The 16,166-nt window shown below is 67.1% G+C and carries 13 protein-coding genes; 5 read left to right on the plus strand and 8 right to left on the minus strand.

Going from position 1 to position 16,166, the window contains the following annotated elements:
- Positions 1–27: 27 nt before the first annotated feature.
- Genes acs through AB4Y80_RS11900 form a run of 4 tightly spaced genes read left to right on the plus strand, consistent with a single transcriptional unit; the run spans position 28 to position 4,968 of the window.
- Positions 28–1,986, plus strand: a complete 1,959-nt coding sequence (gene acs / locus AB4Y80_RS11885) for an acetate--CoA ligase (protein WP_442214365.1) — start codon at positions 28–30, stop codon at positions 1,984–1,986.
- A complete protein-coding gene (gene sfnG, locus AB4Y80_RS11890; RefSeq protein WP_442214366.1) occupies positions 1,983–3,125 on the plus strand; it encodes a dimethylsulfone monooxygenase SfnG in 1,143 nt (380 codons plus the stop codon). The genes acs and sfnG overlap by 4 nt, the downstream gene beginning before the upstream one ends.
- A complete protein-coding gene (locus tag AB4Y80_RS11895) occupies positions 3,125–4,459 on the plus strand; it encodes an O-acetylhomoserine aminocarboxypropyltransferase/cysteine synthase family protein (protein WP_442214368.1) in 1,335 nt (444 codons plus the stop codon). The genes sfnG and AB4Y80_RS11895 overlap by 1 nt, the downstream gene beginning before the upstream one ends.
- Entirely contained in the window at positions 4,447–4,968 is a 522-nt protein-coding gene (locus AB4Y80_RS11900; protein ID WP_442214370.1) for a CoA-binding protein, read from the plus strand. The genes AB4Y80_RS11895 and AB4Y80_RS11900 overlap by 13 nt, the downstream gene beginning before the upstream one ends.
- Positions 4,969–5,019: 51 nt before the next feature.
- Here AB4Y80_RS11900 and AB4Y80_RS11905 read toward each other — a convergent pair whose 3' ends face one another.
- The 5 genes from AB4Y80_RS11905 to AB4Y80_RS11925 form a co-directional block, all read right to left on the minus strand.
- Positions 5,020–6,483, minus strand: a complete 1,464-nt coding sequence (locus tag AB4Y80_RS11905) for an amidase (RefSeq protein WP_442214372.1) — start codon at positions 6,481–6,483, stop codon at positions 5,020–5,022.
- Entirely contained in the window at positions 6,480–7,805 is a 1,326-nt protein-coding gene (locus AB4Y80_RS11910; protein ID WP_442214374.1) for a M20 family metallo-hydrolase, read from the minus strand. The genes AB4Y80_RS11905 and AB4Y80_RS11910 overlap by 4 nt, the downstream gene beginning before the upstream one ends.
- A 39-nt stretch (positions 7,806–7,844) precedes the next feature.
- On the minus strand, positions 7,845–9,104 hold the full coding sequence (locus AB4Y80_RS11915; RefSeq protein ID WP_442214376.1) for an MFS transporter: 1,260 nt from the start codon (positions 9,102–9,104) through the stop codon (positions 7,845–7,847).
- A 470-nt stretch (positions 9,105–9,574) separates the two neighbouring features.
- On the minus strand, positions 9,575–10,318 hold the full coding sequence (locus tag AB4Y80_RS11920) for a LysR family transcriptional regulator (RefSeq protein ID WP_442214377.1): 744 nt from the start codon (positions 10,316–10,318) through the stop codon (positions 9,575–9,577).
- A gap of 16 nt (positions 10,319–10,334) precedes the next feature.
- The gene (locus AB4Y80_RS11925) at positions 10,335–11,975 is read right to left on the minus strand and encodes a PucR family transcriptional regulator (protein WP_442214379.1); all 1,641 of its coding nucleotides are present in this window, start codon (positions 11,973–11,975) and stop codon (positions 10,335–10,337) included.
- Between the two features lie 112 nt (positions 11,976–12,087).
- Between AB4Y80_RS11925 and AB4Y80_RS11930 the strand changes: the two genes are divergently transcribed.
- Positions 12,088–13,575: a CoA-acylating methylmalonate-semialdehyde dehydrogenase gene (locus AB4Y80_RS11930; RefSeq protein ID WP_442214416.1), complete on the plus strand. Its 1,488-nt coding sequence runs from the start codon at positions 12,088–12,090 to the stop codon at positions 13,573–13,575.
- A gap of 149 nt (positions 13,576–13,724) precedes the next feature.
- Here the strand turns inward: AB4Y80_RS11930 and AB4Y80_RS11935 are convergent, their stop codons facing one another.
- The 3 genes from AB4Y80_RS11935 to AB4Y80_RS11945 are packed head-to-tail and all read right to left on the minus strand — an operon-like array spanning position 13,725 to position 16,140.
- Positions 13,725–14,336: a methyltransferase gene (locus tag AB4Y80_RS11935; protein WP_442214380.1), complete on the minus strand. Its 612-nt coding sequence runs from the start codon at positions 14,334–14,336 to the stop codon at positions 13,725–13,727.
- Positions 14,336–15,052 carry a PIG-L deacetylase family protein gene (locus AB4Y80_RS11940; RefSeq protein WP_442214382.1) on the minus strand — a complete coding sequence of 239 codons (717 nt, stop codon included), beginning with the start codon at positions 15,050–15,052 and terminating at the stop codon, positions 14,336–14,338. The genes AB4Y80_RS11935 and AB4Y80_RS11940 overlap by 1 nt, the downstream gene beginning before the upstream one ends.
- A gap of 47 nt (positions 15,053–15,099) precedes the next feature.
- On the minus strand, positions 15,100–16,140 hold the full coding sequence (locus AB4Y80_RS11945; RefSeq protein WP_442214384.1) for an ABC transporter substrate-binding protein: 1,041 nt from the start codon (positions 16,138–16,140) through the stop codon (positions 15,100–15,102).
- Positions 16,141–16,166 lie beyond the last annotated feature (26 nt).

A 16,166-nucleotide genomic window follows, 5' to 3' on the forward strand; every position in this document is an offset into this window, starting at 1 on the left:
TACCGCCAGGACCGATGGAGTGTTTTCATGAGTTCAACCAAGCAGTCGGGCAGTTCCCTTGCCCCGGCCCCGCCGTCTCTTCGGGACCCTGCGGAGGCCCGGGCGGCCTTCTGGGCGGAACAGGCCCTCCGGCTGGACTGGGACCAGCTGTGGCATACCGCACACTCCTTCGAGCCCGCGTATGACGGAAGCGGCGCGGAGCTGCGCGTCCCCACCATCGAGTGGTTTGCCGGGGGCAAACTCAACGCCGCCGTCAATTGCGTGGATCGGCACGTCACCGCCGGCAAGGGCCAGAAGGTTGCGCTGTACTTTGAGGGCGAGCCGGGGGACCGGCGCGCCATCACCTATGCCGAGCTCCAGCGGGAAGTCAACCAGGCCGCGAACGCGCTTGAAGCGCTCGGAGTGGGCAAGGGCGAYCGGGTGGTCATCTACCTTCCCGTCATTCCCGAAACGGTCATCATCACCTTGGCCGTGGCGCGAATCGGGGCCATCCACTCGCTGGTCTTTGGCGGTTTCTCCGCCGAAGCGCTCAAGTTCCGGGTTGAGGACACCGGGGCCAAGCTGCTGGTCACCACCGACGGCCAGTATCGCCGCGGCGCGGCGGTGCCGGTGAAGGCCAACGCCGACGCCGCCGTCGCCGGGGACAACTCCATTGAGCATGTGCTGGTGGTCCGGCGCACCGGGTCCCCGGTGGAATGGACCGATGGCCGGGACATTTGGTGGCACGACGCCGTCGGCAGCGCCGGCCCGGACCACAGCGCCGAGTACTTCGACGCCGAGACGCCGTTGTTCATCATGTACACCTCCGGGACCACCGGCCAGCCCAAGGGGCTGGTGCATACCACCGGCGGCTATCTGACCCAGGCGTCCCATAGCTACGAATACCTCTTCAGCAATCCGGATCCGGCGTTGCGGGAGAAGGACGTTCACTGGTGCACCGCGGACCTGGCCTGGGTCACGGCACACACGTACGAAATTTACGGCCCGCTGTCCAATGGCGCCACCCAGGTCATTTACGAAGGCACACCCAACACCCCTCATCCCGGCCGCCATTTTGAGATCATTGAGCGCTACGGGGTCACCAGCTACTACACGGCCCCCACGCTTGTCCGCTCGCTGAAGGGCTGGTTCCCCGACGGCGTCCCGGCCCATCACGACCTCTCCTCCATCAGAATGCTCGGCACCGTCGGGGAGGCCATCAATCCGCAGGCCTGGCTCTGGCTGCGGGAGCAGCTGGGCGCCGGGACGGCCCCCGTGGTGGACACCTGGTGGCAGTCCGAAACCGGGGCCACCGTCTTGTCCCCGCGGCAAACCGATGCCGCGTTCAAACCCGGGTGCGCGTCGCGTGCGTTGCCGGGGGTGAGTGTGCGGATCGTCGACGACGGCGGCGCCGACGTGCCGCCCGGCGTGCCGGGTTTCATTGTGGTTGACGGGACCGGGCCGGCCATGGCGCGCACCGTCTGGGGCAACCCGCAGCGCTACCTGGACTCGTACTGGCGCAAATACGCCCGGCAAGGCTACTTTCTGGCCGGCGACGGTGCCCGCTACGACGAGGACGGGAACATTTGGATCCTGGGCCGCGTCGATGACGTCATCAACATCTCCGGTCACCGGCTCTCCACCATCGAGATCGAGTCGGCCCTGGTTTCCCATCCGCTGGTGATCGAAGCGGGCGTCACCCCGGTGGCCGACCCGCTGACGGGGCACGCCGTCGTGGCCTTCGTGGTCCTGCGAAATCCAGGCGCCGACATCAGCGAGGAGTTGCGGGCGCATGTGGCCCGCAAGATTGGCCCCATTGCCAAGCCGGCCGCCGTCGTCGCCGTACCGGACGTCCCCAAGACACGCTCCGGGAAGATCATGCGCCGACTCCTCACCCAGCTGTACGAGGGGACCCCGCTGGGGGACACCACGTCGCTGCAAAACGAAGATTCCATAGCCGGCATTGCCGCTGCCATCTCCACGCACAAATCGAAGGAACGCCCATGAGCACCCCACCACAGAACCACGCAGACCTCGCCACCCCGCTCAAATTCGCTTACTGGGTGCCCAATGTTTCCGGCGGCCTGGTGGTCAGCACCATCGAACAGCGCACGGACTGGAGCTTTGACTACAACAAGAAGCTGGCGCGCATCGCGGAGAACAGCGGCTTCGAATACGCCCTGACCCAGACCCGCTACGCCGCCTCGTACGGCGCGGACAAGCAGCATGAGGCAACCAGCTTTTCTTTGGCGCTGCTCGGAGCCACCGAAAAGTTGAAGGTCATCGCGGCCGTTCACCCGGGCATGTGGCATCCGGGCGTGCTGGCCAAATTCATGATCACCGCGGACCACCTCTCCAACGGCCGCGCCGCGGTGAACATCGTCTCCGGGTGGCTCAAGGACGAGTTTGTGAACTTCGGGCTGCCGTGGCTCGAGCATGACGAACGGTACGTCCGCACCGAGGAGTTCATCCGGATTCTGCGCGGCCTGTGGACGGAGAAGGAATTCTCCCAGGCAGGGAAGTACTACAACATCAACGGCTTCACCCTGCAGCCCGGCCCCGTGGACGTTCCCGGCCGGGCGCACCCGGAAATCTTCTTCGGCGGCAACTCCACCGCCGCGCAGGCCACCGCGGGCAGGGTCGCGGACTGGTACTTCTCCAACGGCAAGGACCTTGAGGGCTTCAGCGAGAACATCAACGGCGTCCTCGCCGCAGCGGCGCCCGTTGGCCGCAAACCGCGGTTCGGCCTCAACGGATTCGTCATTGCCCGGGACAGCGAGAAGGAGGCCCGCGAGACCCTGCGTGAGATCGTGGCCAAGGCGCACAAGCCCGCCGTGCAGGGCTTCAGGGACGCGGTGCAGGAGGCCGGTGCCTCCACCAAGGACGGGAAGGGCATGTGGGCGGATTCCTCCTTTGAGGACCTGATCCAGTACAACGACGGCTTCAAGACGCAGCTGATCGGCACCCCGGAGCAAATTGCCACGCGCATCGTGGAGTACAAGAAGCGCGGCGTGAACTTGTTCCTCACCTGCTACCTCCACTTCCAGGAGGAGGTCGCGGCCTTCGGCCGGGACATCCTGCCCATTGTCCGCGAGCTCGAGGCCGAGGCCGCACGCAAGGCCGACGTCGAATTGGTGGTGGCATAGTGGCGGAGCACTCCTTCGGATTCCGTACCCGCGCCCTGCACGCCGGGGGAACCCCCGACGCCGAACACGGTGCGCGGGCCGTGCCGATCTACCAGACGTCCTCCTTTGTCTTCAAGGACACGGAGGACGCCGCCAGCCTCTTTGCGCTGCAAAAGTACGGCAACATCTACTCGCGGATCGGCAACCCCACGGTGGCCGCGTTTGAGGAACGCCTCGCGTCGCTGGAGGGCGGCATCGGGGCCGTGGCGACCGCGTCGGGCATGTCCGCGGAATTCATCACCTTCGCCGCGCTGGCGGGCGCCGGGGATCACCTGGTGGCCTCCTCCCAGCTTTACGGCGGCACGGTGACCCAGCTCGACGTCACGCTGCGCCGCTTTGGGGTGGATACGACGTTTGTGGCGGGAACCGATCCGGCGGACTACGCCGCGGCCATCCGACCCAACACCAAGGCCCTCTATGCGGAGATCGTCGCCAACCCGTCGGGGGAAATCGCCGACATTGCGGCGTTGGCCGCGGTGGCGCACGACGCCGGCATCCCGCTGGTCGTGGACGCCACCTTGTCCACGCCGTACCTGGTGCGTCCCATCGAACACGGCGCGGACATCGTCATCCACTCCGCCACCAAGTTCCTGGGCGGCCACGGCACCACCCTGGGCGGCGTCATCGTGGAGGCCGGCACGTTCAACTGGGGCAACGGAAACTTCCCCACCATGACCGAACCGGTGGCCTCCTACGGGAACGTCTCCTGGTGGGAGAACTTCGGCGAATACGGCTTCCTGACCAAGCTGCGCTGCGAACAGTTGCGCGACATCGGGCCCGCGCTGAGCCCGCTGGCCGCCTTCCAGCTGCTGCAGGGCGTGGAGACCTTGCCGCAACGCATGGACGAACATCTCCGCAACGCCGCCGCCGTGGCGCAATGGCTGGAGCAGGATGATCGCGTCAGCTACGTGAACTATGCGGGGCTGCCCTCGCACGTGCACCATGAGCGGGCACAACGATACTTTCCCCGGGGGCCCGGATCCGTGTTCTCCTTCGGAGTCCGCGGAGGCCGCGCGGCGGGCCAGAAATTCATCGAATCGCTGCAGCTCGCCAGCCACCTGGCAAACATTGGCGATACGCGCACACTCGTCCTCCACCCGGGATCGACCACGCACCGCCAGCTCAGCGCGGAACAGCTGGACTCGGCCGGCGTCGCCGAGGACCTGGTCCGGATTTCCGTGGGGCTGGAGGACCTGGCAGACATCCTGTGGGATCTGGACCAGGCGCTTGAGGCCTCCCAAGGGTCCGCCACCGAACCAGTTGAGAGCCAGGAGGCCGCTTCATGCGTGCTGTAACACCCGTCGTTGTCCCGTCGCCGGAAGCCAAGGCCTGGCAGGGGCCCTCGGCCGTGGATCGATTGGCCGTGCTGCAAGGCGCCCGGTCGATCGCCATCGTGGGGGCCTCGGACAAACCGTCGCGGGCGTCCTACTTCGTCGCCACCTACCTCACCACGTCCACCAACTACCGGGTTTACTTTGTCAACCCCGTGGTCAAGGAAATCCTGGGCCGGCGCACGTACGCGTCGCTGGCGGAGATACCGGAGCCGGTGGATATTGTGGACGTCTTCCGGAAGCACGACGACCTCCCCGGGGTGCTGGAGGAGGCCGTGGGGATCGGGGCCAAGACGCTGTGGCTTCAGTTGGGGTCCTGGCATGAGGACGTGGCCCGGGCCGGGGAAGCCGCGGGACTGACCGTCGTGATGGACCGCTGCGTGAAGATCGAGCACGCCCGCTTCCACGGCGGCCTGCACCTGGCCGGGTTCAACACCGGCGTCATCTCCTCCAAGCGGCAGCTGCTCGGCTAACGCGCCTGGCCGCCCACGCGCCCGGGACCCTCCGGGCGCGTGGGGCGCCCCTTATGAAACGCCTGCCGCCGCCAATTCGGCCGCAAGCGCATCAGGGCACGCAAGCAATGTGGGGTGGCGGTCGGCCCAGGGCAGCACGGCCTCGACGGCCGCTCCGACCCGGAACACGGTGGCGTCATCGAATGGGTGGCCCACGATTTGCACCCCAGTCGGGATGCCGCAGTCTGCCATGCCGGAGGGTACGGCCAGGACGGGGCAGCGATTGGCGATGTTAAACGGGGCCGTCATGTGCCCCTGCCAGTAATGCTCCATCCTTTGGCCATTAGAGTCGATCCCGTCCAGGTACATGCCATCCGCCTCGAGTGCGGGCACGGCCGAGGCCGGGCAGAGCAGAGCGTCGAAGCCTGCCATGGCCGCGGCCAGCTGCGCCTGGAGCAGGGTTTCTGCCCGCACGCCGTCCAGAAACCGGTTCTGTCCCGCGGCGCGCCGGGCATCGGCCATGAAGCGGCGGGTGTAGGGGGCCAGCAGATCCTCTGATCCCGCGGTTTCGTCCTCCATGGCGGGTCCCAACAGGTAGCCGAAGTGCGTGAACATCGTCCGGCTGATGTCTTCGACCGTCCAGGGGAGCTCGATCTCCTCGACCGCTGCCCCGGCTTCGCGCAGAGCCGCGGCGACGCTGCGAGTGTTGGCCTCGACGTCGGGCGCCACTGAATAGTTCCCCAGCCGCATGCATAAGGCGATCCGCAGTCCCACGACAGATCCGGGGCCAGGAATCAGCGCCGGGGCGCCGGGTAGCGTGGTGTGATCGCCGGGATGCAGGCCCGCCATGACATTCGCAAGCAGCGCGGCGTCCGCCACGGTCCGGGACATGGGCCCGTCGCCACGGTAGTGGTCCGCGGACAGGGGAGGCAGGCCGGGGATCCGGCCATAGGGGGCCTTGAATCCGACGTTGCCCGTGAAGGATGCCGGCAGCCGGGTCGAGCCGGCAATGTCCGAGGCCGTGGCCAAGGTGGTGATTCCGGCGGCCAGTGCGGCCCCCGCCCCGCCGGAGGATCCGCCGGGGGAGTACTGCCGGTTCCAGGGATTTCGCGTGACCCCCCACAGCGTGCTGTGGGTTACGGTGGCGCAGCTGAATTCGGGGGTGGTGGTGCGGGCATGGATGATGCCGCCACCTAGCAGGATTCGTTCGACCACGGGGTGGTTCTCCGGGGCGCGCTCATTCTTCCGGGCGACCAGGCCCTGGGACAGTGTGCGCCCCTTGAGCCCGTGCTTTTCCTTCGTCGCGATGGGAAGCCCCAAGAGTGGAGGAAGGTCGCCGCCGCGCGCGTATCGGGCGGCGGCTTCCCGTGCGGCCGGCAAGGCTTCATCGAATAGGGTCTCCGTGAACGCGTTGATGCCGCCGTTCACTGTCTCGGTCCGCTCGATCACGGCCTCCATGAGTTCCACCGGGGACAGCTCGCGCCTGCGAAACATCCCCAGGGCCGTCGTGGCGTCCAGGTAGTGCAGCTCGCTCATGAGGCACCACCGATGGCGCTGCCTCCCGCCGCCGCCAGTGCCTCCACGGCCGGCTCCCCGGCGGTGATGACAGTTGCGGTCCCCGTCATCGGTGTCAGTGCCCCAACCACCAGCTCGCGGGCCACAGCGGTGAGCATTTCCAGTCCGCTCACCATGTCGGCCTCCGTGCTAAATTCGCGCTCGCAATGCGAGATGCCGTCCACGCTGGGGATGAACAGCATGATGGAGGGCACCATCGTGTTCATGGCCACGGAGTCGTGTCCGGCCATCGTCTGGATGCGCCGGGATGAGAGGCCAATGCTGTCCGCCACCCGGGCAGCGAGATCGATTCCGGCCTCCGGGAAACGGCGGATCGGACGGATGTCGAAGTCCGTGACATTGACGAGGATGTCGTGTGTGCGGGCGAGGGCATCGATGTTGCGCAGGAGCGTTTCCCGAGCGGCCTTGACTATCTCGGGGTCCGCGGAGCGCAGGTCGGCGACGAGGTGGACGCGCCGGGCCACCACGATGGGCGAGTTGGGTTCCAGGGTCAGCTGCCCCACCGAGGAGACAAGCGCCTCCTCGGCAAAGTCGTCGGTGACATCGTGGACCATCAGGATGATCTTCGACGCCGCCACAAGGGCGTCGTGACGGTCCGCCATGGCGGTGGCACCGGTGTGCGACTGCTCGCCGAGGACCTCAATGTCCAGTTTTTGCGTGTACCAGCTGCTGTCCACGAGCCCGATGGTGATGGATTCACGTTCCAGGATGCGGCCCTGCTCGATGTGAATTTCAGCGTAGCCGGCCACCGCGGGACCGGTGTCGGTGCCTAGGTAGCCGATGCCGGCCAATGCCTCGCGCACCGAGATGCCCTGCAGGTCGGTGACGTCCAGCATCTGCTCCCGGTCGAACAGTCCGGCGAACACGGAGCTGCCCATCACGCTGGGGGCGAAGCGACCGCCTTCCTCGTTGAACCAGTTGACGACGGCCAGGTTGAACCGCGGAATAGCGCCGGATTCGGCGACTTCGGCATCGATCGTGCGGGCCGCGTGCACTGCTGCGATGACCCCGTAGGCGCCGTCGAAGCGGCCGCCGAGCGGCTGGCTGTCCAGGTGTGAGCCGATCATGATGAAGGGCGCGCCCGGAGTCCACTCGAGCAGGCCGAACATGTTGCCGATCCCGTCCACATGGAGATCCCAGCCGGCATGGCTGACGACGTTGGCAAACCAGTCGCGGGTGCGGGCGTCGTCGGCGGTCGCGGCCTGGCGGTCCACGCCGTTGTTGGTCGTGGCGCCGATGGTGGCGACGTGGTGGAAGTCGTTTAGGAATGCTGCTGTGCTCATGGGAAATCCTTGCTCTGGGATGGAAAGTGACGGGGGTGGCTAGCCCATCCGACCGCGGGTCTCGGGTACGTTGGTGAACACCACCAGAAGCAAGACGGCCGCGGCGGCGGCCGCCATATACACGCCCGGGGCATGGGGTACACCGGTGGCGCCGACGAGGGCCGTTCCAATGAACGGGGCGGTGCCGCCGAAGATCGCATAGGCGCCGTTGTAGCTGACGGCCGCGGACGTGAAGCGGGTCTTGGTAGTGAAGATTTCGACGAAGAACGTGTAACAGCCGCCGCCGTAGATGCACAGGGCCACAACGAAGATCGCCTGGCCCAGCAAGGCAAGGAGCAGGCTGCCGCTCGTGACGAGCATGAAGCTGGGCACGGACAGGACGGCGATGGATGCGGCGCCGGCAATCAGCAGGGGCTTGCGGCCGACGCGGTCGCTCATCCTGCCGCACAGTGGCAGCAGCACGGCGTACAGGGCCAAGGCGCCGGCATTGGTTAGCAGGGACTGTTCGCGGCTGAGGTGGCCGGTGGTCTGTACATAGGAGACAAAGTAGGCGGAGAGGAAGTAGAAGCCCATCGCGGTCAGGCCCATAACGAAGATGACCTGCAACATCCGGAACTTGTTCTCCCTGAAGGTGTCACGGACGGGGCTGAATTCTTTGGCCCGGTTGGCCTTGGCGTCCTTGAATGCGGCGCTCTCCTCGGTTCGCGTGCGGATCCACACGCCGAAGAGGGCCAAGGGGAGGGCGAGCACGAAGGGCAGGCGCCAGCCCCAGGCCAGGAAGGAATCGTTGCTCATGGACTGGCTCAGGATCAAGATCATGGTGCCGGCCACCACGGAGGGCAGGGCCGTGGCCGCGATGGTGATGTTCAGCCAGAAGCCGCGCTTGTTGACGGGGGCGTGCTCGAAGACAAACGAGGGCGCGCCCACGGACTCGCCACCGGCCGAGAAGCCCTGGATAAGGCGACACAGGACCAGCAGTGCCGGCGCCCACGCACCGACCTGGGTGTAGCCGGGCAGCAGACCCATGAGGGCCGTGGCGCCGCCAATGCCGATGAGCGTGATCGAAAGGACTCCACGCCGGCCGATCCGATCGCCGAGGGCACCAAAGAAGAGGCCGCCAAGTGGGCGGACCACAAACGCGACGCCGAAAGTGGCAAACGTGGCCAACATGGCGGTCAACGGGTTGCCGCCAGGGAAGAAGACGTGGGACAAGGTAACGGCGGTGAGGCCATAGAGGGTGAAGTCGTAGAACTCGATGAACTGGCCGACGCTGCCGCCGAGCAGGACGCGTTTTTGCATCCTGGTCATCCTGCGGTCCGGTGTCGCAGTGGTATGGGTGGGGGCCCCAGCTGTGCCCGGGCTTGCCACGGTCGAGGTTTCGTTTGGGGTCATGACCACCACGCCCGCTTCGTGGAGCGGACATGTCCGGCGTGGAACTGAATCATTGAATCTCCTTTGATCAACCTGGCGTCCTGCCGGCGGCTCCCCGTACGCTCGACTTCTCAACTGTGTGTGATTGGTTTCACATCTGTCCAATTGATTGTTTTTGATTGATCAATAGATTTTCCTTATGGGAATATCTTGCCGAACCGCGCTCAGCCCGTGGCGGTCCGGTAGATCCGGGCGCACGTTTCCTCAAACGCCAGTGCTCGTCGCGTGGGCTGCACACCTTCCGGGCGCACCAACATCACCTCGATCGGCGGAAAGTCATCCGTCAAAGTCAGCGCCACCACTCGCCCGCCGGAATACGTGATATCGCTGTTGATCCGCTAGTTCAACAGGGCATAGCCGTGGCCCTTCGCGACGAAGGAGCGGACCGTTTCGTAGCCGGCAAAGCGGTGCTTGACGACCGGCTGCACCCCTGCCGCGGCATAGAGCTGCTCGTAGTACTCCCGACTGTGGGGGAGGTCGAGTACCACGGAGGGTTCGCCGTCGAGCTCCTTCAATGCGATCCGCCGGTCGGGCCGCGACGCGGCGGGGTGTTCCGCCGACACCAGTACGTGCGGGGGTACGAGCTCCAGCACTCGGTGGGTGAAACCCCGGCCCAGGCCGAGCCCATACATGAGGGCGGTATCGCACTCGCCCTTGAGCAGGGCGGCCTGGAGCTCCGCCAAGTCGGCCTCCATGAAGGAGACTTCCACTCCCGGGTGTTCCGTCTCGAAGGTCTGCAAGATGGTGGGCAGCCGGAACGGTGCCAAGGGAGCGAAAACGCCGACCTTAAGTTCACCCACCAGTGAGGTCCCCATGCCCCGCGCGGACTCGTAGAGAGAGTCGGCCTGCTCCAGGAAGACCTTGATGTCCTGGGCAAACTGCCGCCCGCTCGCGGTCAGCTGTAACCCGCGCGTCTTCAGCCGGACAAACAGCTGCGTGGACAGGCTCGCCTCCAGCTGGGACAGCGAGGCCGACAGCGCCGACTGCGTCACGAGCAGCCTCTGGGCCGCGGCCGTCATGTTTTCCAACTCGGCGACTACCGCGAAGTAGCGCAGCTGGGTGAGGGTGAAGGGCTTGGCCATTGGTCCATGATGCCACCTACGGCGATTCACCGCGCAGCCGGTGCAGCAGCAGGGCCACGTGCAGGGAGGTCCGGGACTCGGCGTCGTCCAGGTCGACGGCCAGCAGTTCCTCCAATTTTGCCAGCCGCGCGTACAGCGTGGGCCGGCTGAGGTATCCGTTGCGGGCCAGGGCGGCCTTGTTGCCGCCGGATTCCAGGAAACGGGCGAGCAGCTCCAACAACCCGTCCCTGCCCTGCGCCTCGGCCTCGAGCACGCCGGCGAGCTCCGACTCGGCGAACTGCTGGACGCGCGGATCGTTGCGCAGCAGCGCCAGCAGGCCGCGGAGCCGGACGTCCGTGGCGCGGTAAAACGGCAGGCCGGACGGGGGCAAGGTGGCGGCGGTTTCGGCCACGTGCGCGGCCTCGTCGATGCCGGCCGCGGCTTCCAGCAACGATTCCCGGTGGCGTCCGACGCCGATCGTCCAGCGGGCGGCTCCGGCGCCGGCGTGCGCGGCCAGGGAGTCCGCCAGCCGTTCCAGCGTGGCATCCTCGAGCTGCCGGGCCGGCAGGGCCAGGATCATGCCAACGGAGCCGGACTGGATGCTTGCCGTCAGGGCGCTGCCGGCCATGGACTTGAGCGTGCGGGCCAGCAGCTCGAGCAGCTCGCGTTCGTCCTGCTGCTCGGCCAGCGGGTCGAAGGGCAGGGCGGCACCGGAACCGGGGGCGCCCTGCAGCGGGGTCCGGAACACGACCGGGACATAGTAGCGGGAACGCTTCAGGCCCAGCGATACGGCCCGGGCCAGGGCCTCGGCCTCGCCGAGTCCCCGCGGCTGCCGGAGCGCGTTGAGCAGGCCCGCCTGGGCCTGATGGGAAAGTTCGCGCGTGTCCCGTTCGGCCAGGCGGTTGATGGCAAGGGTCTGCGCGGCGCGTTCCAGGACGACGGCGGCCATCCCGTCATCGCTGGGCACCACCGGCACCACCAGCCGGCCCCACAGCTGGCGGCGGACCCCCACCTGCACCTGCAGCCACCGCTCGGGGCCGGTACGCGCGGTCCGGGGGTGGGAGGGGGTGGTCCGGGAGCGCCGTTCCCAATCGTCCAACAACGCGGTTGTGCCCACGTGCCGCGCCGAGTGGGCCAGCACCAGATGCTGCAGGTCCTCCAGGACCACGGGGGCGCCGATCATCGCGGCCGCCTGCTCCACCACCTCCTGCATCCCGGCGCTCTCCAGGCTCAGCAGCGTGAAAGCCTCGTGGACGTCGCGGGCGCGCTCCACCCGCTCGAGCTGTTCGGCAACGATCATCCGGTGCACCGTCTCGGTGATCGCCACGAAGCGCACCCGCTGCCCGAGCGCGATCACCGGCACCGCGGAGCTTTTGGCCGCAAGCCGCAGGGCCGCCAGGCTGCGCTCGCGCGGGCCGGCGAGTTCCACAATGAGGCCCGCCGCCCCTGCCGCCTCCAGCGAGCCGATATACGACGCCGTGCGGCCGGGGTCCTTTTCCAGCTCCAGTCCGGTGGTCAGCACCAGCTCGCCGCCCGAGAGCAGGCCGGCCAGCTCCAGCAGTTCGCTCACATGCACCCAGCGCACGGGGGAGTCCAGGGCCGCCGCCCCACCCAGGACGATGGGCGCGGCGTCGCGGAGGACGGGGAGATCAAGAATGGAGCGAAGGGTGGGAAGCATTTACACAGTGTAAACGTCGCGATCGATTCCCTTACATTGTGTCTCTTATGGTGCCAGTGCGGGCCGGACAGACTGGAACAAACGCACCCACCACCGCAGTCAAGGAGTCATGATGAAAACGATCGAACACTGGATCAACGGCAGCCACGTTCCGGCAGGGGAGCGCACCGCGCGGGTGACCAACCCCGCCACCGGTAAGGTCTCCGCCGAGGTCGCGCTCGCCGGCGTCGAGGACGGCAATGCCGCCGTCGCCGCCGCGAAGGCCGCCTTTCCCGCGTGGCGGGACACCTCCCTCACCCGGCGCACGCAGATCCTGTTTGCCTTCCGCGAATTGCTCAATGCCCGCAAGGGCGAACTGGCCGCGATCATCACCGCCGAGCACGGCAAGGTCCTCGACGACGCCTTGGGCGAAGTCAGCCGGGGACAGGAAGTGGTCGAATTCGCCTGCGGCATCGCGCACCTGATCAAGGGCAGCTACACCGAGAATGCCTCCACGAAGGTGGACATCCACTCGGTCCGCCAGGCCTTGGGACCGGTGGCCATCATCAGCCCGTTCAACTTCCCGGCCATGGTGCCCATGTGGTTCTTCCCGCTGGCCATCGCCGCCGGCAACACCGTGATCCTCAAGCCCAGCGAGAAGGTCCCCACGGCCGCCAACTGGATGGCGGAACTGTGGCAGGAAGCCGGCCTGCCGGATGGCGTGTTCAACGTCCTCCACGGCGACAAGGTGGCCGTGGACACCCTGCTGACCCACCCGGACGTCAAGGCCGTCTCCTTCGTCGGTTCCACCCCCATTGCCAAGTACGTCTACGAAACAGCCACGGCCAACGGCAAGCGCGTCCAGGCCCTGGGCGGCGCCAAGAACCACATGATCGTGCTGCCCGACGCCGACCTGGACCTGGCCGCCGATGCCGCCATCAACGCCGGCTTTGGCTCCGCCGGCGAGCGCTGCATGGCCATCTCGGCCCTCCTGGCGGTGGGCGAGATTGCCGACGAGCTGGTGGCCAAGATCGCCGAACGGGCCAACGCCCTGCGCACCGGCGACGGCCTGCGCGGCTGCGACATGGGCCCGCTGGTCACTTCGGCGCACCGGGACAAGGTGACCGGCTATGTCGACGCGGGCGAAGCGGCCGGCGCCACGCTCGTGGTTGACGGGCGCACCATTGCCCCGGACGCGGAGGGCGACGGCTTCTTCGTGGGCCCCACCCTCTTTGACAACGTCACGACCGAGATGACCATCTACCGTGATGAGATCTTCGGCCCGGTCCTCTCCGTGCTCCGGCTCGAGAGCTTCGAGGATGCCCTGGCCGTGATCAACGCCAACCCGTACGGCAATGGCACCGCCATCTTCACCAACGACGGCGGCGCGGCCCGCCGCTTTGAAAATGAGGTGGAGGTGGGGATGGTGGGCATCAACGTGCCCGTCCCCGTCCCCATGGCCTACTACTCCTTCGGCGGCTGGAAGAACTCCCTCTTCGGTGACACCCACGCCCACGGCACCGAGGGCGTGGGCTTCTTCACCCGCGGCAAGGCGGTCACCACGCGCTGGCTCGACCCCAGCCACGGCGGCATCAACCTCGGCTTCCCGCAAAACGCCTAGCCGATTTCCAGACAAGAACACACCTGTTGGATCCGATGGTCATCACGGCCCCGCACGGATCCCACATGCGGGGCGCGGGCGCGCACGGGAGGGTCGAGGGCGGCACATGCGTGCCGCCCTCGAGCCTCCCTCCTCCTTTCTCGGCGCAGTCAGCTGCCAATCGCCGCCCGCTGTGCGGCCTCGATCGCGTGCTTGGCCTCGGCGCGCTCGGCAACAGCCTCGGCCTCCTCGGCGGGGACCACGACGACGCCGTCGGCATCGGCGATGACGAAGTCTCCCGACCGGACCACCACCCCGCCAATGGCCACCGGGACGCCGATGCGTGCCGGGCCGTTGCGATAGGGCCCGGCGGCACTGGTGCCACGGGCGAAAACGGGGAACTTCATCTCCGCCAGGTCCACGACGTCGCGCACGGCCCCGTCGATGACGAATCCGGCCACGCCGCGCGCCGCCGCCCGGCCGGCGATCAATTCGCCGATCAGGGCCCGATGCGTGACACCTTGGCCATTGATGACCAGCACGTCGCCGGCCCGGAGGCTGTCCATGGCCTCGTGGATGCCCTTGTTGTCCCCGCCGGCGACGTAGAGCGTGAACGCCCGCCCGGCCAGCCGTGCGCCGGGCCAGACCGGGTGAATGGCGCCGTCGACCACATTCAGCCGCTCCATGGCGTCGCCGATGTTGGCCGTGGGCAGGGCGGCCAGCCGGGCCAGCACCGCCTCGGTGCCGCCCGAGGCGGAAACCGGCGGCTGGTCAAGGATCATCACAGCGAGGCCACCACATTCGGGACCAGGCGCATGAAGGCCTCGGCCTGGCGGATGGCCTTGTTGCCGGTGACCTTCCGGGCGTGGTTGCCGCGGTGCTCGGCACGTTCCCGGTAGTAGCTTTGCAGGTATTGCTGGGCCTTCATCTCGGCCATGGCGGCCTTCTTCTGCTCGAACACGTCGGTGATGTCCACAAAGACGGTGGGCAGGAAGCCGCACAGTTCGGGCTGGTGCGGTTCAAAGACCAGGAATTCGGACGGAGGGGCCGTCTTGAAGCCACTTTCGACGCCGGCGCCGGAGGTCATCAGGCGGGCCTTGGCCACGGTGGTGTAGGCGACCGGGTGGTCCGGGTTGAACGGGTCGATTTCGGGGTGGGTGACCACGATCGTGGGCTGGAAGTCGCGCATCAGCTCGGCGAGGCGGGCGACGTCGTCGTCCCCGACGTTCAGGGGGTAGTCGCCCAGGTCGAAGGCCTCAAACTCGGCGCCCAGGTGGGCGGCCGCGGCCGCGGCCTCCGCGTGCCGGATTGATTTGACGTTTTCCTCGGTCTGCCCGGCCACCTTCCACAGTTCCCCGGACTCGCCGCGTTCCCCGTAGGAGAGTGCGACGACCTTCGCCCGGCCGCCGTCCTTGATGATTCTGGCCACGACGCCGGCGGACCTCCAGACAAAATCCGCGCTGTGGGCTCCAACTACGAGCAGTCTCTTTTCCTGCATATTCCTTGCTTCCTTTCGGTCTGGGGGGGTCCTGGCGGCGGCTGGCGTCAGCCCTTGTAGACAAAGCCGGCGAAGTCGGGGGCGGTTTTGATCAGCCCGCTCTCGAGGTGGAACTGGGCCCCCGTGTCGTAGGCCTTTTCGTCGATCGCGTGCGAGGCGGCCATCTCACCCGGCAGGATGCCCATGAGGGCGGCCAGCGTGGCGGCGTCCGTTTGTTTCAGGTAGGTCTGCAAGAGCGCGCCGGTGCCGTCCTTGTCCTCACGGATGAAGGTCAGCGCCTTGTCGATGGCCCGATTGAAGCCCTTGATCTGTTCGGCCTTCTTGTTCGCCAGCGCCGTGTAGGAGAATACGACGCCGTGCAGGGCCCCGTTGAGCGCGGGAATGTCCCCGCGCTGGGGGGAGATGTAGATGGACCCCGCACCGGCGGACTCCACCATCTGCCCGATCGGCTGGAAGAAGGAGAGCGCGTCCACGCGGCCGGCCTTCAGGGCGCCGACGGCGGCGGAGGCGGCCGCACCGAGATTGACCAAGGTGGCGTCCTTCTGGACGTCCTTGCCGACCTTCTTGAAGAGAAAGGTCAGCAGCGCCTCGGTCCCGGACCCCGGGCCCGTGATGCCGATCTTCTTGCCGAGCAGCGCATTGATCTTCGCATCCAGTGAGGCGCCGGCGGGGGCGCCGTTGAAGGTCTTGCCGACGACGATGTCCACGTAGTACTCCGTGACCAGGGAGCTCACCAGTACGGCGTCCTTTTGGACGGACTTGAGGTTGAAGGCATCCGTGATGACTCCGGCGCCGAGATCGATGCTGCCGGACTTCAAGGCGGCGGCCACCTTCGCTCCCGTGCCCAGCCGCGGGCGTTCGCCGAGCGTGACCTTTTCCGCGGTGAAGAATCCCTTTTGCTCCGCGACATAGAGGGGGAAGAACGCCACCGAGTCGCTGATTTGCCCGACGTTCAAGACGGCGCTCGCCGACGCCTTCTCGGGCACGGCCGCGTTGCAGGCGCTCAGGGCCCCCAGGGCGGATAGGGCGCCGGTGGCCGCGAAGAAGGTGCGGCGGTTGAGCAGGCGTGGGCTTGCTGTGCTGGTCATGGTGTTCCGTTCTGTTGCGTGGGTGG

It is taken from the genome of Specibacter sp. RAF43 (assembly GCF_052114065.1).
Classification (GTDB): Bacteria; Actinomycetota; Actinomycetes; order Actinomycetales; family Micrococcaceae; genus Specibacter.